The sequence below is a fragment of the Arthrobacter sp. UCD-GKA genome (assembly GCF_001863355.1).
Taxonomy (GTDB): Bacteria; Actinomycetota; Actinomycetes; order Actinomycetales; family Micrococcaceae; genus Paeniglutamicibacter.
In genome coordinates this window covers 33720-51902 of sequence record NZ_MOLR01000017.1, presented here as the reverse complement: position 1 = coordinate 51902, position 18183 = coordinate 33720, and the positions used below count along the sequence as shown (strand labels likewise).

18 protein-coding genes and 3 tRNA genes are annotated in these 18183 nt (G+C 67.3%); 7 read left to right on the top strand and 14 right to left on the bottom strand.

Features of this window, described 5'->3' with window-relative positions; translation table 11 throughout:
• Positions 1-146: 146 nt before the first annotated feature.
• The 6 genes from BLJ79_RS21185 to BLJ79_RS21160 all read right to left on the bottom strand — a co-directional run bounded on the left by BLJ79_RS21185 (position 147) and on the right by BLJ79_RS21160 (position 4462).
• Positions 147-221: transfer RNA gene (locus BLJ79_RS21185), tRNA-Pro, on the bottom strand.
• Positions 222-557: 336 nt separating this feature from the next.
• Positions 558-631 (bottom strand) — tRNA-Gly (locus tag BLJ79_RS21180).
• 319 nt (positions 632-950) lie between these two features.
• The gene (locus BLJ79_RS21175; protein ID WP_071216795.1) at positions 951-1919 is read right to left on the bottom strand and encodes an Fpg/Nei family DNA glycosylase; all 969 of its coding nucleotides are present in this window, start codon (positions 1917-1919) and stop codon (positions 951-953) included.
• Between the two features lie 17 nt (positions 1920-1936).
• Positions 1937-2410 (bottom strand): ribose-5-phosphate isomerase, encoded by a 474-nt coding sequence (locus BLJ79_RS21170; protein WP_071216794.1) that lies wholly within the window; start codon positions 2408-2410, stop codon positions 1937-1939.
• Positions 2411-2479: 69 nt separating this feature from the next.
• On the bottom strand, positions 2480-3520 hold the full coding sequence (locus tag BLJ79_RS21165) for a DUF1648 domain-containing protein (protein WP_071216793.1): 1041 nt from the start codon (positions 3518-3520) through the stop codon (positions 2480-2482).
• A 99-nt stretch (positions 3521-3619) separates the two neighbouring features.
• Positions 3620-4462 (bottom strand): aspartate dehydrogenase domain-containing protein, encoded by an 843-nt coding sequence (locus BLJ79_RS21160; RefSeq protein WP_175475562.1) that lies wholly within the window; start codon positions 4460-4462, stop codon positions 3620-3622.
• 194 nt (positions 4463-4656) lie between these two features.
• Between BLJ79_RS21160 and pepN the strand changes: the two genes are divergently transcribed.
• The 4 genes from pepN (at position 4657) to BLJ79_RS21140 (ending at position 9157) form a co-directional block, all read left to right on the top strand.
• The gene (gene pepN / locus BLJ79_RS21155; protein ID WP_071216791.1) at positions 4657-7215 is read left to right on the top strand and encodes an aminopeptidase N; all 2559 of its coding nucleotides are present in this window, start codon (positions 4657-4659) and stop codon (positions 7213-7215) included.
• Between the two features lie 68 nt (positions 7216-7283).
• Complete coding sequence (locus tag BLJ79_RS21150; RefSeq protein WP_071216790.1) at positions 7284-7757, top strand: OsmC family protein; 474 nt, start codon at positions 7284-7286, stop codon at positions 7755-7757.
• A gap of 3 nt (positions 7758-7760) precedes the next feature.
• Complete coding sequence (locus BLJ79_RS21145) at positions 7761-8453, top strand: DNA alkylation repair protein (RefSeq protein ID WP_217641949.1); 693 nt, start codon at positions 7761-7763, stop codon at positions 8451-8453.
• Between the two features lie 275 nt (positions 8454-8728).
• Positions 8729-9157 (top strand): globin, encoded by a 429-nt coding sequence (locus BLJ79_RS21140; RefSeq protein WP_071216800.1) that lies wholly within the window; start codon positions 8729-8731, stop codon positions 9155-9157.
• Between the two features lie 34 nt (positions 9158-9191).
• On the opposite strand, the gene BLJ79_RS21135 is transcribed toward BLJ79_RS21140, so the two are convergent.
• Positions 9192-9851 (bottom strand): DUF8185 domain-containing protein, encoded by a 660-nt coding sequence (locus tag BLJ79_RS21135; RefSeq protein WP_071216789.1) that lies wholly within the window; start codon positions 9849-9851, stop codon positions 9192-9194.
• 165 nt (positions 9852-10016) lie between these two features.
• Here BLJ79_RS21135 and BLJ79_RS21130 point away from each other — a divergent pair, with 165 nt between their 5' ends.
• Positions 10017-10904, top strand: coding sequence for an acyl-CoA thioesterase (locus tag BLJ79_RS21130; protein ID WP_071216788.1), 888 nt, complete (start codon positions 10017-10019; stop codon positions 10902-10904).
• A 129-nt stretch (positions 10905-11033) separates the two neighbouring features.
• Here the strand turns inward: BLJ79_RS21130 and ettA are convergent, their stop codons facing one another.
• The 3 genes from ettA to BLJ79_RS21115 form a co-directional block, all read right to left on the bottom strand.
• A complete protein-coding gene (ettA, locus tag BLJ79_RS21125) occupies positions 11034-12716 on the bottom strand; it encodes an energy-dependent translational throttle protein EttA (RefSeq protein ID WP_071216787.1) in 1683 nt (560 codons plus the stop codon).
• A gap of 150 nt (positions 12717-12866) precedes the next feature.
• Positions 12867-13361 (bottom strand): single-stranded DNA-binding protein, encoded by a 495-nt coding sequence (locus tag BLJ79_RS21120; RefSeq protein WP_071216786.1) that lies wholly within the window; start codon positions 13359-13361, stop codon positions 12867-12869.
• 121 nt (positions 13362-13482) lie between these two features.
• Positions 13483-14418, bottom strand: a complete 936-nt coding sequence (locus BLJ79_RS21115) for a CPBP family intramembrane glutamic endopeptidase (RefSeq protein WP_286135826.1) — start codon at positions 14416-14418, stop codon at positions 13483-13485.
• 307 nt (positions 14419-14725) lie between these two features.
• Here BLJ79_RS21115 and BLJ79_RS21110 point away from each other — a divergent pair, with 307 nt between their 5' ends.
• Complete coding sequence (locus BLJ79_RS21110) at positions 14726-14953, top strand: hypothetical protein (protein ID WP_139195001.1); 228 nt, start codon at positions 14726-14728, stop codon at positions 14951-14953.
• Between the two features lie 258 nt (positions 14954-15211).
• On the opposite strand, the gene BLJ79_RS21105 is transcribed toward BLJ79_RS21110, so the two are convergent.
• Together BLJ79_RS21105 and BLJ79_RS23485 are read right to left on the bottom strand one after the other, a co-directional pair.
• Positions 15212-15287: transfer RNA gene (locus BLJ79_RS21105), tRNA-Arg, on the bottom strand.
• 95 nt (positions 15288-15382) lie between these two features.
• The gene (locus BLJ79_RS23485; protein ID WP_175475561.1) at positions 15383-15760 is read right to left on the bottom strand and encodes a hypothetical protein; all 378 of its coding nucleotides are present in this window, start codon (positions 15758-15760) and stop codon (positions 15383-15385) included.
• Between BLJ79_RS23485 and BLJ79_RS21100 the strand changes: the two genes are divergently transcribed.
• Positions 15759-16730 carry an MFS transporter gene (locus BLJ79_RS21100; protein WP_175475560.1) on the top strand — a complete coding sequence of 324 codons (972 nt, stop codon included), beginning with the start codon at positions 15759-15761 and terminating at the stop codon, positions 16728-16730. The two genes, BLJ79_RS23485 and BLJ79_RS21100, sit on opposite strands and share 2 nt — an antisense overlap.
• On the opposite strand, the gene BLJ79_RS21095 is transcribed toward BLJ79_RS21100, so the two are convergent.
• Entirely contained in the window at positions 16727-17518 is a 792-nt protein-coding gene (locus BLJ79_RS21095; RefSeq protein ID WP_286135823.1) for an aldo/keto reductase, read from the bottom strand. The genes BLJ79_RS21100 and BLJ79_RS21095 overlap by 4 nt on opposite strands.
• Before the next feature lie 111 nt (positions 17519-17629).
• The gene (locus tag BLJ79_RS21090) at positions 17630-18076 is read right to left on the bottom strand and encodes an Lrp/AsnC family transcriptional regulator (protein ID WP_071216798.1); all 447 of its coding nucleotides are present in this window, start codon (positions 18074-18076) and stop codon (positions 17630-17632) included.
• Positions 18077-18183 lie beyond the last annotated feature (107 nt).

Sequence of the window (18183 nt, the reverse complement as noted above, 5' to 3'; positions counted from 1 at the left end):
TCGTAAGGAACTTCAACAGTGAGCTTGACCCGGGTGGGGGTGAGGGTTTCGACGGCGCTCTTCACAGCGGTGTACTCCTGGTGTGTTGTTTGGTCTGACTGGACTTCAACCCCGTAACGGAATCCGTTACGGGGTTGAATACAGAGTCGGGGTGACAGGATTCGAACCTGCGACCTCACGCTCCCAAAGCGCGCGCTCTAGCCAAGCTGAGCTACACCCCGATTAGTGCAGAAACAGTCTATGCGGAATAAACAAATTTCTACTAATCGGCCCGTCAACCAGAAGTTTGGAATTCGTCGACGGCGCGGAATAACCATACAAGCATTCGCGGGAAAACAAAATTCATGCTCAAGGGAGGGGGAAAGCCGCGTGTTTTCATGGAATTCGACGGTTCACGGACCCCGTTGCGCCGACATTTTGCCCCCCCCGACGCGGGCGATCCCCCGGAAAGGGACGCACGTCACATGGCCCGAACCGTGGAAAGGAAAACGTGGAATGCCATTGCTTGGACAAAAGAAAAGAACGACCTGATTCCTTGGAATCAAATCGCTCTCAATTGGAGGGGATGACGGGAATCGAACCCGCGTAATCAGTTTGGAAGACTGAGGCTTTACCATTAAGCTACATCCCCGCATTTGCTACACCTTGTCGGTGGCAACGGATAAAACCTTAGCACCCCAAATCAGCACCGTGCAAATCCATGCCTCCAAACGACTCGATCCTTGTCATCACGGAAGTTCCCAAGACCCCGCGCCCATGTGGATCACGCCAAGGCAGGTGCCATTTGCTGCACCGCTGCGGTGTCTGCACCCCTCATGCCCGCGGAATTTGGCCTGCTGCCTGTCATCGCTGAGCAATGCGGCACCGGGCCTCTGGATGGGAGGCCGTCGGGATCCGGTGCACGGCGGTCCCGTCGGGCCGAGCGGTCCTTTTCCGGCGGATGGGTGCGGCTAGGTTCCGCCGGGGCGGGAACCGGCCCGGCGCTGGCATCCGGGGCACCAGTACAGCTTGCGTCCGGCGACCTCGCTCAGGGAGATCGCGGAGGTGCACAAGCGGCAGGTGCGGCCCTGGCGCTGGTAGGTGTAGTAGGCGTTCTGGGGCCAGACCGGGCCCGGTCCGCGGTGCTCGGGGCGGGTGGTGATGATCTTCCCGTCGCGCACTCCGTCGGCCATGATGGAGACGATGTCGTCCCACAGCACACCGGCCTTGCGCGCCGAGATGTCGCAGCTGGGCGTGAACGGGTCAAGGCGCGTGCGAAAGAGGGTTTCTGCGCGGTAGATGTTGCCAACCCCCGCCAAGACCGCTTGGTCCATCAGCGCGGTGCCCACGGGCGTCTTCTTGCCGGCCAGGCGCGAGACGAATTCCTTGCGCGCAGCGCGTGCGGCCCGCTGGTGCGCGAGGGCGGTGCCGCGCCCCTTGGCCAGTTCGAACTCCCCGGCCGCGGCCGTCAACGGGTCCGGGCCGAGCTTGGCACGCACGATGCCTGCCTCTTGGGGCGTGAGCACCTCGCAGGCGCTGGGTCCGCGCAGGTCGGCCCACCCGTGGGCGGAGACCAGCCGGGCGCGGACCTGCCCCACGGGTTCGGGAGGGCCCTGGTAGGGGCCGGCATCCGCGTCGGGCCCCTGCTCGGTCTCCCCCACCTTGCGCGGCGCGCCGATGGAGGAGGCCCCGGTGAAGTGCTCGTCTCCCCCGAAGCTCCAGGCTCCGTAGAGTCCCAGGTGCACGCGCAGCACCAGGTCGTTCTCGAATCCCAGGAACAGCTGCTTGCCGTGGGCGTGCGAGGTGGCAAGCCTGGCCCCGTCGAKCAGCCTGGCCGCGGGCGCGAAGCGGCCCTGCGGGGAGGAGACGGCCAAAACCTGCCCGCCAAAGACGTCGTCGAATTGGCGGGCAAGGCGGTGTACGGAGTGGCCTTCGGGCATGGTGCTGGCGGCCTTCGCTAGGCCACGACCTCGCCGGTGGTCTCGTAGGTGGCGATCTTGGAAATGCGGCGGATGTGGCGCTCCACGTTGGAGAACGGCTCGGCCAGGAACGCCTCGATGATTTCAGTGGCTTCTTCCAGCGAATGCTGGCGGCCGCCCACGGCCACCACGTTGGCGTCGTTGTGCTCGCGGGCCAGGCGTGCGGTGTCCAGGTTCCAGGCCAGGGCGGCGCGGATGCCGACGACCTTGTTGGCGGCGATCTGTTCGCCGTTGCCCGATCCGCCCAGGACGATGCCCAGCGAGTCCAGCCCGGCGGCGCGGTCGGCGACCACGGCCAGGGCCGCGTTGATGCAGAACGAGGGGTAGTCGTCCTCGGCGTCGTAGGCGGTGGGCCCGTGGTCGACCATCTTGAAGCCCTTGGCGGCGAGGTGGGTGATCAGGTGGGCGCTGAGCTCGAGGCCTGCGTGGTCGGTGGCAATGTGAACGCGCATGTGATGTGTCCTTAGGCGGTGGTGAAGGCGGGATGCAGGAACCAGCCTAGCGGCGGGTCCGGTCGGGGACTAAGTTGATGACCCGGCCCGGTGTTGCCCGGCGGCCCGGGAGTTGAGCAGCCCGGCCATCGCCTGGGCATCGGCCATGGTGGCCACCGAGTAGATGCGCGCTCCCCCGCGCGGCCGGTGCACCACGACGCCCGGGCCTGCTCCCATGATGAAGGCGATGCCGGCGCCGCTGACCCGCAGGCCCCAGCCACCGAATTCGGCCGGGGCGATCTCACGTGCCTCGGCGTGCTCGATGTCGGCGGGATTGACGTGCAGCAGCTTGAGGAACCCGCCGCCGTAGACGCGGATTCCGGCGTCGTCGGCCACCACCTTTCCGGCCAGGCAGGTTGCGCCGGCCCCCAGCACGATGGCCAGGCCGGGCACCATCGACCAGAATGCGGCGGGGCTGTCCCGTCCGGCGGTGAGTCCAAGTATGGCCATGGCCACGGCCAGGAACGGCATGAGGGCCAGCATCCAGACCGGGCCGCGCACGGTGGAAGCGATCACGGTGCCGGGGGCAAACGCGTGTGCGGCCGAGGCCGTGCCCGGCGATGCCGGGCCCTCCGCAAGGACCCGGGGCGGCAGGGCGGCCCGGACCAGCAGCGCGGAGCCGATGCCCCACAGCACGGCCAGCACGATGCCGGCAACCAAGACCGCGCCGTCCATCCGGGTGCCCCGTGCCGCCGCTGCGTCCAGCTGGCCAACCAGCCCGGAGAGGAACATCCCGCCGATGCCGACCACCAGCGAATTGCCCAGGCCCGCCATCAGCGGGACGCCGCTGCGGCCCGCGGCCCCGGCGAGGCTGCCTGCCGAGACCGGCATGAGGATGCCCAGCAGCACGAGGGTGAAGGCGCCAACCAGCACGTGGGTCGCGAGGCTGCCGGTCCCGTCGGCCACCCCGGAACCGCCCCAATGCGTTGCCACCGGGTCGGGCAGCCGCGACCGCCACACCAGCGAGCTGCCCAGGTGGGCCGCCAGCACGATGCCCAGGGTCGACAGCGAGAGCGCCCAGAGCCGGGGCGGTCGGGCCGAGGCCGACGATGGGTTCGGTGATGCGGTCATGGGTTCGGATTCCCCTTTGGTGGTGCGGACGTGGGACTGCCTCGAGCATATCCAGTTCACCGCACGGGTTTCATCCCGGCCACGCTGGCACCGGCGGTGCTAGATGAAGTGGGGCCCGCGCCCGGCCAGGCGCAGCACGCCCGAGGCCATCGAGCGGGCGGTCAGCGCGCTGGTGGCGGGGTTGGCCGGATCCGGGAAGTTTTCGATCGCGAACCGGTAGTTCCCGCCGCTCCCGCGCACGGTGATGTCGTGGCTGGTCATGGCGGCGGCCGGGTCGGCGACGATGTCCACCGCCACCAGGTCCAGGTCCCCGGCGGCCAGGCCCAGCGCGGCGGCGACGTTGATGTTGGAGGGGAAGTCCCGGATGGCCTCGGCCACCGAGCCGGAGAAGACGCGCGCCGCGGTTCCGGATTCGGCCGCCCGGGCGATCGCCGAGCGCAGTGTGCCGGGCAGCCCCGGATGCAGCAGCGCCTCGGGCAGCTTGCGGGTGCGCAGCTCGATGGCGTTGATGGTGCCGGCCGAGGCGCGGATGAGGTCCAATCCCCCGATGGCGCCGGTGGAGTAGTGGCAGCGTCCGGGGCCGGCCTCCAGCGCGGTGCGCAGCGGGCCATCGACCAATGCCCCCAGCGAGGCCACCAGCAGGTCTGTTCCCGCGCCGGTGATCGCCGGCCCGTGGGCACGCACCGCGGCCGGGGAGGCGCATTCGATGACCAGGTCGGCCCGTTCGATGGCGGTGGCCAGGTCAAGCACCGGCAGCCTCGGCGCGGAGCCGGGCTCGGCCGGGCCGGTGGTCCGTGCCGCAGGTGTCGCCGGATCGGGGTCGGCCAGGGACGCGCGGTCCAGTACCCCGAGCACCCGCACCTCGCCGTCGTGTGCGCCGAGCATCCGGTGGACCGCCTGCCCGATCGCGCCGTATCCCAGCAGCACCACATCAATTCCCATGTCATCCATCCAACCAGCATCCGCGTGCACTTGCGGGAGGCCGGGGTGGTGGTGAGAGAATGGGCACACTGTTCAAGGCTTGTTTCACACTCTGAAGGTGTTGTGGCATGCCGTGCCGCATCGCCAGGCTCCGTTTCGGGCCCGGTGCAGCCCACAGATTTCAGCTCGGCAACCATCGAAAGGCACGTCAGACCATGCCAGGAATGAACCTCACCCGCGAAGAAGCCCGCATCCGTGCGGAACTGATCCACGTGCACTCCTACGACGTCGAACTGGACCTCACCGGCACCGGCACCGTCTTCTCCTCCCGCACCACGGTGCGCTTTTCCGCCTCCGCGGGTTCGGCCACCTTCATCGACGCGGTCACCTCGGCCGTGCGCTCGGTGAACCTCAACGGCGTGGAGCTGGACCCCTCCGCGGTGTCCGACGGCGTGCGCATCGCCCTGGAGGACCTTGCGGAGGAGAACACCCTGGTCATCGACGCCGACGCGCTGTACATGAACACCGGCGAGGGGCTGCACCGCTTTGTGGACCCGGTGGATGACGAGGTCTACCTCTACTCGCAGTTCGAGGTGCCCGACTCCCGCCGCATGTTCGCGGTCTTCGAACAGCCCGACCTGAAGGCGACCTTCGCCTTCACGATCACCGCCCCGGAGCACTGGGACGTCATCTCCAACGCCACCACCCCGGAACCGGTGCCCGCCCACCGGGGCGCCAAGACGTGGGCCTTCGCCCCGACCGCGCGCATCTCCTCCTACATCACCGCACTGGTCGCCGGCCCGTACCAGTGCGTCCGCTCCGAGCTGACCAGCAGCGACGGACGGGCCATCCCGCTGGGCGTCTTCGCCCGCGCCTCGCTCATGGAGCACCTGGATGCTCAGAACATCTTCACCCTCACCCGCCAGGGCTTCGAGTTCTTCGAGGAGCAGTTCGGCACCCCGTACCCGTTCGAGAAGTACGACCAGCTCTTCGTGCCCGAGTTCAACGCCGGCGCCATGGAGAACGCCGGCGCGGTGACGTTCCTGGAGTCCTACGTCTTCCGCTCCCGGCCCACCGATGCGATGGTCGAGCGCCGCGCCATCACGATCCTGCACGAGCTGGCCCACATGTGGTTCGGTGACCTGGTCACCATGCGCTGGTGGAACGACTTGTGGCTCAACGAGTCCTTCGCCGAGTTCATGTCCACGCTCGCGGCCGCGCAGAACACGCAATTCACCTCCTCGTGGACCACCTTCAACATCCTGGAGAAGAACTGGGCCTACCGCCAGGACCAGCTGCCCTCCACGCACCCGATCGTCGCCGAGATCCGCGACCTCGAGGACGTGCTGGTGAACTTCGACGGCATCACCTACGCCAAGGGCGCTTCCGTGCTGCGCCAGCTGGTCGCCTGGGTCGGCCAGGAGCAGTTCATGGCCGGGGTGCGGGAGTACTTCGCCAAGCACGCCTGGAAAAACACCGAGCTGCCGGACCTGATGCGCGAGCTGGAGGCCGCCTCCGGACGCGACCTGGGGCAGTGGTCGAAGCTCTGGCTGGAAACCGCCGGGGTCAACACGCTGCGCGCGCACATCGACAGCGACGACGCGGGCACCATCACCGCCTTCGACATCGAGCAGACCGCGGTCGCCGAACACCCGGTGCTCCGCCCGCACCGCCTGGCAGTGGGCTTCTACGACCTGGACGGATCCGGTGCGCTGGTGCGGGTGCACCGCGAGGAACTCGACGTCGCGGGCCCCACCACCCCGGTGCCCGCGCTGGTGGGACGCCCGCGCCCCGCGCTGGTGCTGGTCAACGACGACGACCTGGCCTACACGAAGATCCGCCTGGATCCGGCCTCGCTGGACACCGCGACCGAGCACCTGAAGGACTTCGCCGACTCGCTGCCGCGCACCCTGGTGTGGTCCGCGGCCTGGGATGCGGTGCGCGACGCCGAGACCGGAGCCCGCAACTACATCGAGCTGGTGCTCAAGAACATCGGGCACGAATCCGACTCCACCGTGATCATGGTGCTGCTGCGCCAGCTGAACACCGCACTGGACTTCTATGTGGCCCGCGAGCACGCCCCGGCCGCCCGGCTGGCGGCCGCGGACAAGCTCTGGGAGCTGGCCCGGGAGGCCAAGGCCGGATCGGATGCGCAACTGCAGTTCACCGGCGCCTTCGCCAACCTGGCACACACCGACTCCCAGCTCGACGCCGTCGCCGCCCTGCTCTCGGGCGACGGCGCGCTCGAGGGGCTGGCGGTGGACGCGGACCTGCGCTGGGACCTGGTGGTCTCGCTGGCCGCCGGGGGCCGCGCCGACGTGCCGGCCATCGAGGCCGAGCTGGCGCTCGATGCCACCTCCACCGGGCAGCTGGCCGCCCACACGGCGCGTGCCGCGATTCCCACGCACGCGGCCAAGCGGGCCGCCTGGGATGCGGTCATCGCCGGGAAACTGTCCAACCTGGAACAGCGCGCGGCCATCGCCGGGTTCAACCGCGTGCACGACGCGTCGCTGATCTCCGCCTACACGGACGAGTACTTCGACTCCGCCCGGCTCGTGTGGGAGTCCAAGAGCTACGAGATCGCCCAGCAGATCGTCACCGGATTCTACCCGGCGGCGCAGACCAGCGAGTCCACGCTGGCCGCGACCGATGCGTTCCTGGCCGAGCTGGGCGAGGATTCCCCGGCACTGCACCGGCTGGTCATCGAGTCCCGCGAATCGGTGGTCCGCGCCCTGGCCGCGCAGGCGGCCGACGTGCACGGCGCCGGCGCCTAGCCGGACCGCCTGCGGAAAGCGGTGGTGCCGGCGTGCGCCGGCACCACCGCTTGGGCGAGAATGGTTGCATGAACCTGGCACTGCACGAATATCGCGTTGACATCTCCTGGACCGGCAACCGCGGCGAAGGAACCTCCGGCTACCGCAGCTACGGACGCGACCACGTGATCCGCGCCGCCGGGCTGCCCGACCTTCCGGGCACCGCCGACCCGACGTTCCACGGGGACAAGGACCGCTGGAACCCCGAGCAGCTGCTGCTGGCCGCGCTGTCCCAGTGCCACATGCTCTCCTACCTGCACGTGGCGGTGCAGCACGGCCTGGTCGTCACCGGGTACACCGATGCCGCCTCCGGGGTGCTGCGGCTGAACCGCGACGGCAGCGGGGAATTCCTCGAGGCGAACCTTGCCCCGCGCGTTGAGCTGGCCGACGAATCCCAGCGGGAGCTGGCCGATTCCCTGCACCCGGCGGCCAACGCCGTGTGCTTCATCGCCCGCAGCGTGAACTTCCCGGTGCACCACGCCCCGGTGGCCCCAAGCGCCTGAGCCGTGGACACCGGCACCCCGGCGGTTCACCTGCTGACCGCGATGCTGCTGCCGCTGGCCGATGCCGGCCGGGCAGCGAGCGCGCAGGCCTACATGAAGACCACGCAGCCGTTCCTGGGCGTTCCGGTCCCCGTGCTCCGGCGCACCACCCGCGAGCTGGTCCGCCGGCTCGGCGCCGCGAGCGCTCCGGAGCGGCTGGAGCTGGCCACCGGGATCTGGTCGCAGGCCACGCACCGCGAGCACTGGTACGCCGCCCAGGAAATCTGTGCGGCGGCCGCCTGCCGCGGCCGCTTGGAGTTCCTGCCGCTGTATGAGCGCATGATCCTCGAGGCCGCCTGGTGGGACATCGTCGATGGCTGCTCCCGGCCCCTGGGGCAGCTGCTACTCGCCCACCCGGAACCCCTTGCCGCGCAGATGCTCCGCTGGAGCACGGATGAAAACATGTGGAAGCGGCGCCTGTCGATGATCTGCCAACTGCACCTGCGTGCGGACACCGACACCGTGCTTCTCGACGAGGCGCTGCGCGCCAACCTGGGCGACCGGGAGTTCTTCATCCGCAAGGCCATGGGCTGGGCGCTGCGGCAATACGCGAGGACCGACCCCGGGTGGGTGCGTGCCTGGGTGCAGGCGCACCGGGAGAACATGAGCCCGCTGGCGGTGCGCGAGGCGCTCAAGCACCTGGGCCAGGCGGCGTAGGTCCCCTTCGACAGGGGCCGGCATCTCACGCCCTGCGCGAAAGCCGTGCGGCCTTCGCGGAGCCCGCGGGATAATGGGCACAAAGGGTCCCGGGCCGCAGCCGGGAACTGAAAGGACACCGAACCGTGAACGAGAACCGCCCCGCCCCCGAGTCCACCCCCGAGCCGGCACTGCTGCCGGTGCCCACCCGCTTCGGCGAGGGCATCGGGCAATTGCGCCCCTTCGGCGAGGAACCGGGCCAGTTGCGCCCGGTCGGCGCCTCGCTGAGCAACGCCCTGCCCGAGGGCAAGCTCTCGCCCAACGACGACCACGATCCGGCCGCCTACGAGGGCACCTTCTACGCGCAGGTCGGCGGGCGCGAGACCTTCGCCAAGCTGGCCGAGGCCTTCTACGACTCGGTCGGGCAGGACCTGGAATTCCGGGCGATGTACCCGGAAACGGACCTGCGCCCGGCCACCATGCGCCTGCAATTGTTCCTGGAGCAGTACTGGGGCGGGCCCAAGACCTACTCCGAGCGCCGCGGGCACCCGCGCCTGCGCATGCGCCACGTCCCGTACACGATCAATTCGCACAACCGCGATACCTGGCTCAAGCACATGCGCATTGCCGTGGACTCGCTGGAGCTGCCGCCGCTGCAGGAGGAAACCCTCTGGGACTACTTCGACCGGGCCGCCCACTCGCTGATGAACGCACCCGACCAGTAACGACGCCGGGGCACGCCCCCGGGGTTCCGGGCGGCTAGCCCAGGATGCCGCCTTGGCGTGCCACCACGTGTCCTCCGGTGCTGCCCAGCCGCAGCCAGGCGCCGGAGGAAAACAGCGTGGAGCTCTCCCCCTCGCGCAGGAACCCCAGTGCGTGTGCGCCGAAGGCCATGGCCAGCGGCATCGCCGCTTCCACCCCTTCGACAGGCGAGGACCAGATCCTGGCTCGGACGGTCTTGAGCACCGGACGCCCGGCGTTTTCGGGCAGGGCCTGGGCCACCACGCCCATCCCGCGCACCGCCTCGGCCACCAGCGTGTCGTCGGACAGCGTCGCCACCGCGTCCCAGCCGCCGCGCGGGACCTGCTGGCCCGCCCACGACGCGTTGACCTCAGCCGGGGGAACCGAAAGCTCCAGGGACCCGGACCCCAACCGGGCCAGCCGTTCTGTCAGCGCCGAGAGCGCATAGACGCCCTCCGCCTTGGCCGGGATCGAGAGCCGCACGGCGCGCATCCCCAGCACCGTGGGAACCGAATCGCCCAGGAACTCCGGGTAGAGCACCGGGACATACAGGGCCAGGGCGTTGCCGGCCGCCTGCATCATCACCGCGCCGTCCTCGATCGAACGCGCGCGGGAAAGGAACGTGGCCAGGTCCGCAACGGTTTCCTGGTCCTCGAGTACTACGAATTCACTTGCCATGCCTTCATACTTCCATGTCCGGTGCGTGCCGGCCCATTGCCGCGGTCCCGCGGAGACACACGACACCGCGGCGCGGGGAGGCGGCGGGTGCGAATACGGCGAACGGCACACCGGGGCGATAGTGTCTTACCAGATCCATTTTTCTCCCCTCCAAGGAGCAGACACGTGAGTACCCAAGACACCACGACCCCGAAGCTCATCGAGCTGCTGGACCTCTCCGGCGACCCCGAGGCCCGCACCGACGAGGACATCTTCGTCGGCCACACCCCGCCGCAGGCCAGGAACCGCGTCTTTGGCGGCCAGGTGCTCGGCCAGGCGGTGGTGGCCGCCTCCAAGACCATTGCGGAGGAGCGCCCGATCCATTCGATGCATGGCTACTTCCTGCGCGCCGGGGACGCAAGCCTGCCGATCACCTTCGGGGTGCAGCGGCTGCGCGACGGGCGCTCGTTTTCCGCCCGGCGGGTGCACGCCTACCAGAACGGCGTGCCGATCCTCTCAATGATCGCTTCGTTCCAGGCGCACTCCGAGGGGGTCGACCACCAGGACGCCATGCCCGAGGGCCTCCCGGATCCCGAGTCGCTGCCCACCACCGCCGAGCTGATCGGCAACCTGGACCACCCGGTGGCCAAGGAGTACGCGTTCGACAGGCCCTTCGACATCCGCTACATCAGCGAGCCGCTCTTCCTCAAGGGCCCGGCCAGCCGTCCGGCAACAAACGCAGTGTGGATGAAGACCAACTCCGCCATGCCCGACGACGACGCCATGCACCGTGCCGCGCTGGCCTATGCCAGCGACTACACGCTGCTGGAGCCGGTGCTGCGCCGCCACGGGCTGACCTGGATCACTCCCGGCATGTCCGTGGCCAGCCTGGACCACGCGATGTGGTGGCACCGCCCGTTCCGCGTCGATGAGTGGCTGCTCTACGTCCAGGAGTCCCCCAGCGCCTCCGGCGCGCGGGGGCTGGCCACCGGGCGGATCTTCAACCGCGCAGGAGAACTGGTGGCCACCGTCGCCCAGGAAGGCATGATCCGCTTGCCCCTGGACGAAGACTAGCCCCGGGGGCGGCCGCGGCGCACGCGCGGCCAAAAACAGCAAAGGCCCGGATCCCGCCAGAAGAAATTCCGGCGGGATCCGGGCCTTTGTCGTGGACCGAACCGAAGCGCCCGAAAGGCGCGTCGGCTGCTAGTCRCGGGTCAGGCGGCGGTGGGTGACGCGGTGCGGCTTGGCAGCCTCCGGGCCCAGGCGCTCGACCTTGTTGGCCTCGTAGGAATCGAAGTTGCCCTCGAACCAGTACCAGCTCGACGGATCCTCATCGGTGCCCTCGTAGGCCAGGATGTGGGTGGCCACGCGGTCCAGGAACCAGCGGTCGTGCGATACGACCACGGCGCAACCCGGGAATTCGAGCAGCGCATTTTCCAGCGACGAGAGGGTTTCGACGTCGAGGTCGTTGGTCGGTTCGTCAAGGAGCAGCAAGTTGCCGCCCTGCTTGAGGGTCAGCGCCAGGTTCAGGCGGTTGCGCTCACCACCGGAGAGCACGCCTGCCTTCTTCTGCTGGTCCGGGCCCTTGAAGCCGAATGCCGAGACGTAGGCGCGCGTGGGAACCTCGACCTGGCCGACGTACATGTAGTCGTTCCCCTCGGAAACAACTTCCCACAGGGACTTCTCCGGGTCGATGCCGCCACGGTTCTGGTCGACGTAGGAGATCTTGACCGAGTCGCCGATCTTCAGCTCGCCGCCGTCGATCGGCTCCATGCCGACGATGGTCTTGAACAAGGTGGACTTGCCCACGCCGTTCGGGCCGATGACACCGACGATGCCGTTGCGCGGCAGCGTGAAGGACAGGTTGTCGATCAACACGCGGTCGCCGTAGCCCTTTTTCAGGTCCTTGGCCTCGATGACCAGGGAGCCCAGGCGCGGGCCCGCGGGGATCTGGATTTCCTCGAAGTCCAGCTTGCGGGTGCGCTCGGCCTCCGACGCCATCTCCTCGTACCGGGCCAGACGGGCCTTCGACTTGGTCTGGCGGCCCTTGGCGTTGGAGCGAACCCATTCGAGTTCTTCGCTCAGGCGCTTGGCAAGCTTCTGGTCCTTCTTGCCCTGGACCTCGAGACGCTCGCGCTTCTTCTCCAGGTAGGTGGAGTAGTTGCCCTCGTACGGGATCAGGCGCCCGCGGTCGACCTCGGCAATCCACTGGGCCACGTGGTCCAGGAAGTACCTATCGTGGGTCACGGCAAGGACGGCACCGTGGTATGCCTGCAGGTGCTGTTCGAGCCATGACACGGACTCGGCGTCCAAGTGGTTGGTGGGCTCGTCAAGGAGCAGCAGGTCAGGCTTCTGCAGGAGCAGCTTGCACAACGCCACGCGGCGGCGTTCGCCACCGGAAAGGTGGGACACCGGGGAATCGCCCGGCGGGCACTGCAGGGCATCCATGGCCTGTTCCAGCTGGGAGTCGATGTCCCACGCGTCGGCCGTGTCGATGGCCTCCTGCAGGTGTCCCATTTCCTCGAGCAGCGTGTCGAAGTCCGCGCCGTCCTGGGCCATCTCCTCGGAGATCTCGTTGAATCGGGTGATCTTTTCATAGATCTCCCCGACGCCTTCCTGGACGTTGCCCAGAACGGTCTTTTCTTCGTTCAGCGGCGGTTCCTGCAACAGGATTCCAACGCTGTATCCCGGGCTGAGGCGTGCCTCGCCGTTGGAGGGTATGTCCAACCCCGCCATGATCTTCAGGATCGTGGACTTGCCGGCACCGTTCGGTCCAACCACGCCAATTTTTGCACCTGGATAGAACGACATGCTGACATCGTCGAGAATGACTTTGTCGCCAACGGCCTTGCGAGCCTTGGTCATCGTGTAAATGAATTCCGCCATGCCCACAAGGCTAGTGCCTTGGGCGGACTTCCTCACAATTTCAGCGGCCGGTTTCCCCCAAGCAGGCATGTTCCTGCACACATTGGGCGGCCACGGCATCCGATGCCGTGGCCGCCCACACACTCCCTGCCAGTTTGTTGCCCGGGACCCTCAGGCCGCCTCGGTGTCGGTCGCGGGCTCGGCGTCCGGCCAGCCGGTCACCGGGAACCCGTCGTTGGACTCCTCGCGTCCGTGGACCGTCTCGCCGGCACGGGTGCGTCGCGCTCCGTTGTCCTCGCCCCCGGCACCCCGGATCCGCTCGAAGCGGCTGACCCCGAAACGGACGTCGTGGCCCAGAGCCATGGCCTCGATGTCCACGCTGAAGCCGCGTGCCCCGTCCTTCCGGTCGTACTCGCGGACCTGCATCTTGCCGTAGACCACCACGTGGTCGCCCATGTGGATGCTGGCGAGCAGGTTGGTGGCCATGGCCCTGAAGCAGGAGACGGTGTACCAGTTGCTGTGGACGTCCGCCCACTGTCCCGTGTCGGGATCCTGTCGCCGTTCGTTGCTGACCAGGCGGAATTTTGCGATGACCGTGCCGCTGCTTTCCCCGCTCTGGCGGGGTTCGGTTCCCACCACACCGCGCAACGTAATGTGGTCCGTCATGGTGCACTCCAATGTTCGGATGTTGGCGGGCAGTTCCCGCCTCGTCCTCCCAGTGTGGCGCTGTCCGCGAGGCGTGCTGCCCGTCCGGATCCCGGTTGTGGAGATGCCCCGGTGCCGTAAGCTAACCGACCGCCGGTGGTTGTGCGGAGAACTCGCCGGACCGGTTCCCGCCTGCGGGCCCCTCGCGGAACTGCTTGGTGGCGACCAGCACGATGACCAGCAGCAGCGGGACGATCCATCCGGACCAGCCAAGGATCGTCGCGTTGACCGTGTTGATCGGGGCGCCGGCCGCGGCAAAGACCATGGAGAAGCCGGCCGCGGCATTGAAGGTTCCGTGGGCCAGCGCGGCCGGCCACACCGAAGCCGAGCGAAGACGCAACCACCCGAAGACTGCGCCCACGAGAATGCACATGCCGATCATCATGAACACCCCCAGCCACCCCGGAGCCAAGGGGTAGTTGTAGCCCAGCAGGACCAACGGCGCATGCCAGGTGCCCCAGATGATGCCCGACACGACGATCGCCCGCACCGGGCCGTAGGGCATGAGCTTGGGCAGCAGCCAGCCGCGCCAGCCGAGTTCCTCGCCCAGGGCAGGAAGCAGGTTGATGAGCGCACCGATCAGCACGTTGACAAACTGCAGCGCCACCAGCGTTTCGATGTGCAGGGGCAGCTCGCCCTGGCCGGCTGCGGCCAGTATCGCCTTGAAGGCGGAGAAACCGGTGAAATCCGCCGGGTAGACCCCCAGCGCAGCCCCGACGGGAAGTGCCGCCAGGATCAGTGCCACCGGGACGGTCAGGGCCAGGGCCAGGTACATCAGCAGGCGGCCGGCGGGTTTCAACGGCCACAGCCCCAGCGAGCGAAACTTGGCAGCGGGCCGTTCGATGAAGAAGACCATGGCCAGTGCAGCGACCGCCGGCGTGAACATCATGGCCAGGGCAACGACCCCGAACCTGGTGTCAAACAATCCGTCGCCCTGCCACAGCGGCCAGGCCACCAGCCACGCCAGCCCGCAGGAGATGGCCGTGAAGTACAGGATTGCTCGCAGGTTGCGGTCCACGTCCGAAAACGCCTTTCCTCGTGGGCGGTTTGGGTTCCCCATGACCCGGTGAGGCCCATGCGGGTCTCCCTAAACCCTGCCATGCCCTCCCGGACCCCGGCATCATTCGTTGTGCGGATCTTCCCGCGGCAGGAAGCGACCGCCCCGATTTGGGCCGCGCCCCGGTCACGCCTGACGGCTATTGCGAATTCGACCCGGCTACGTGAAGCTGGGGAAACCACGGCAAGTGCTTGCGACAGTGGGCAACGGCGATCAAGGATGGAACCATGGAAACCCGAGAACTGCCAACGGACGCGGAAGCCCGCTCATGAACTCGGTTCGAGTCGTGCTGCGTGGCGGTCCATTTGACGGCCGCGAGATGACGGTTTCGGATTGGCCGGAAGACCTGGTAGTTGAATCGATGCCGGAGGACCTGCATCTAGAAGCCAGGGTCCGCGCGCGCTATCTGGCCAAGGCCCCGGATGCTGTGGCGCAGGGGCCTCGTGAAATGGTGTGGGACGGCGCCCACAGGGTCGGTGGGATCCACCACGCCTGACGAATCCACATTCCCAAGACGCTGCCGGCCTGACGCCTGGGAATCGATGCCCGAACGGCGTCGAGCGTCGAGCGAGGTGGCGTTCGATTCTTTACGGCGCCGCCAACGAAGAAACCAGCGATCCGGCTGACCCACAAGCCGACCGGCTGAGGGCGTCGTGCATCAATACTGCCCCCCAAGCTGCCCTCGGAGCGGCATTTTCCTCACCAAACAAAAGCGGCACTCACCAGGAATATCAAAGTGAGTGCCGCTTTTGCGTGGTGCCCCCGGCGCGATTCGAACGCGCGACCGACAGATTAGAAGGCTGTTGCTCTATCCACTGAGCTACGGAGGCAAGTGCACAAGAATCATAGCCCAAACCATTAGTGGTCTCACATTTCACCCGGGGCGATACCGGGCCGCCGGGGCGCGTTGGGCGATGAAAAACAATTACTCCGGACGTATGATGAACATGTCAGCCAGCGCATGCTTGGGGAGGTTGACACCCACCGCAAAGATCCACCGCTTTAGCGTCGAAAGGCTGCCGTTGCACAGCAAATCCGAAGCACCCGTCGAAGCGACGCGGTTGCCCACAAACACGGCGTGGCGCAACTCCATCTTTGGCATTTTCTTTTTATGCGGCTTCGCGTTTGCCACCTGGGTTGCCCGGCTTCCGGCCGTTCGGGTGCAGCTCGAACTTTCCACCTCCGATGTCGGTATCCTTCTTTTCTCCCTGGCCATCGGATCGATCGGAGGCTTGGCGTTCGCCCCCGGAATCTTGGCGAGGCTCGGAATCCGCCGCGGGATCACGCTCGGACTGCTCAGCATGGGCGCTGCCCTGGCCGTCCTGGGCGGCATGACCGAGGTGCTCGAGAGCACCGTGGGCGCCATGGCGATCCTGGTCTTCTACGGTTTCGTCTTCAGCGCCACCGACGTGATGATGAATGTCGACGGCGCCGCGGTCGAACGCTCCCTGGGCAAAACCGTGCTGCCGATGATGCATGCCTTCTTCAGTTTCGGGACCATCATCGGCGCCGTCCTGGGCGCGGGGGCCTCCCGCTTGGACATCGACGTGATGTGGAACTTCGCGGTCGTCGGAGTCCTGATCATGGGCCTTGGCGTCTACTTCGTCCGCAACGTTTCCGGCCTTGAACCGCCGCCGGTCCAAGGCTCCGCCACGGGTCCCGCCGCCGACACCTGGTGGCAGCGCCTCATGGCCTTGTTCCGCGACGGGCACCTGATGTTGATCGGCCTCATGGTCGCCGGGCTGGCGTTTGCCGAGGGCACGGCCAACGACTGGCTCACCATTGCCTCGGTGGACGACCACGGATTCACCGAGGCCACCGGAGCCCTGGTTTTCGGCGCATTCGTCGCGGCCATGACGGCGGGACGGATTTTCGGCGGCCCGCTTATTGACCGGCTCGGGCACAAGCGGGTCCTGGTGACCATGGGGATCCTGGGTCTCGCCGGCATCGTCTTGTTCATCCTGGCCCCGGCGCCGTGGGCGGTCTTCACCGGGGCCCTGCTGTGGGGCCTGGGCGGGTCGCTCGGGTTCCCCGTGGGCATGAGCGTTGCGGCGGCGCACCCCACCGACGGACCCCGACGCGTGGGCATCGTTGCCGTGTTCGGCTATTCCTCGATGCTGATCGGGCCGCCTGTCCTGGGCTTCCTTGGCGAACATTTCGGGGTGCTGAATGCATTCATCCTGGTCGCGGCCATTCTGTTGCTGACCCTGCTGATCACGCCGAAGGCCACGAACGTTCCGGGACCGCGTCCGGTCCCGGAACGGATCGACTAGTGCCCGAAGCGCATGGGGTCCAAGCCTTCTCCCGCCGTGCCGTCCAATTCGTCGATGGCCAGCACCTCCTCCGCTGAGAGGTTGAACGCAAAGACATCGAGGTTCTCGGCCATTCGGAGTGGGCTTGTCGTCTTGGGAATGGGGACGGCGCCGCGCTCGATCTGCCAGCGAAGCACCGCCTGGGCCGGGGTGACCTTGTGGGCAGCGGCCGCGGCCAGCACCGGGGCGGCGTCCAGCAGGTCGTTTTCCCCGCGGCCCAGCGGCGCCCACGCTTCGGTGACTATCCCGTGTTCGACATGGAACGCCAGCCGCTCGTCGTCAAGCCAAAACGGGGAGTGCTGGATCTGGTTGACGTCCGGAACCACGCCGGTGGCGTCGATCAGCTCCTGCAACTGCGGAACCGTGAAGTTCGAAGTGCCGATGGCCCGCACCCGCCCGCGCTTGAGCAGCTTCACCAGACCCTCCCAGGCCTGCACGTAGTTGCCTTCCTTGGGGTTCGGCCAGTGGATCAGGAAAAGGTCAAGGTATTCCAGCCCCAGGCGCTTGCAGCTGTTTTCCCAGGCGTCCATGACTCCCTGGACCGAATGCCACTGCACATTGAACTTTGAGGTGATGAACAGTTCCTCGCGGGGAACCGACATCGAGCCGATGCCCTCCCCGATCCCTTCCTCGTTTCCGTAGTTTTCCGCGGTGTCGATGAGCCGGTAGCCGGCCTCCAACGCGTGGGCCACCGCCGCCCCGGCCTGGATGTCGTCGAGCGGCCACGTTCCAAGGCCAATTGATGGCATGAAAGCGCCATTGTTGAGTTCACGTAACGGGACCGATGCGTAGTTATCTGACATTTGGCCATGCTATGGCATGGGAAGGATTGCCGATAGGGGCCGGCGGGGCGGCGCCGCCTAGATCGGCAGCCTGCCGCCGGACTTGAGGTTCTTCATTACGATGGTGCTGGTCAGCTTTTCCACACCGGGCMGAACCACGAGCACGTCGTCGTAAAAGCGCTGGTAGGCGGGCAGGTCCGCTGCCATCACCCGCAGCAAGAAGTCCGGTTCGCCAAAGAGCCGCTGGGCGTCGATGATCTGCCCGATCCCTCCGACCTCGCGTTCGAAGTCCTTCATGGTCGAGCGGTCCCTGAGTGTCACAAACACCAGGGCTTCGAAGCCGAGTCCGACCTTCGCCGGGTCCACGTCGACCCGGTAGCCGCGGATCACGCCGCTGTTTTCCAGCTCGCGCAGCCTCCGGTGGCAGGGGGCCAGGGTGAGTCCGACATCCTCAGCCAGGGCGGTGGCGGTCATGCGCCCGTCACCCTGCAGGCGACGCAGGATCGCGCGGTCAATTCCGTCCATGCGGCAGCCCCTAATCGTGAAGTTTTCGACGAGTCGAAAGTGGCGCGCAATATTCTTGCGCTTGACCAACCATATCAATTACATCCTTGCGCAAGCGTCCTGGGGAA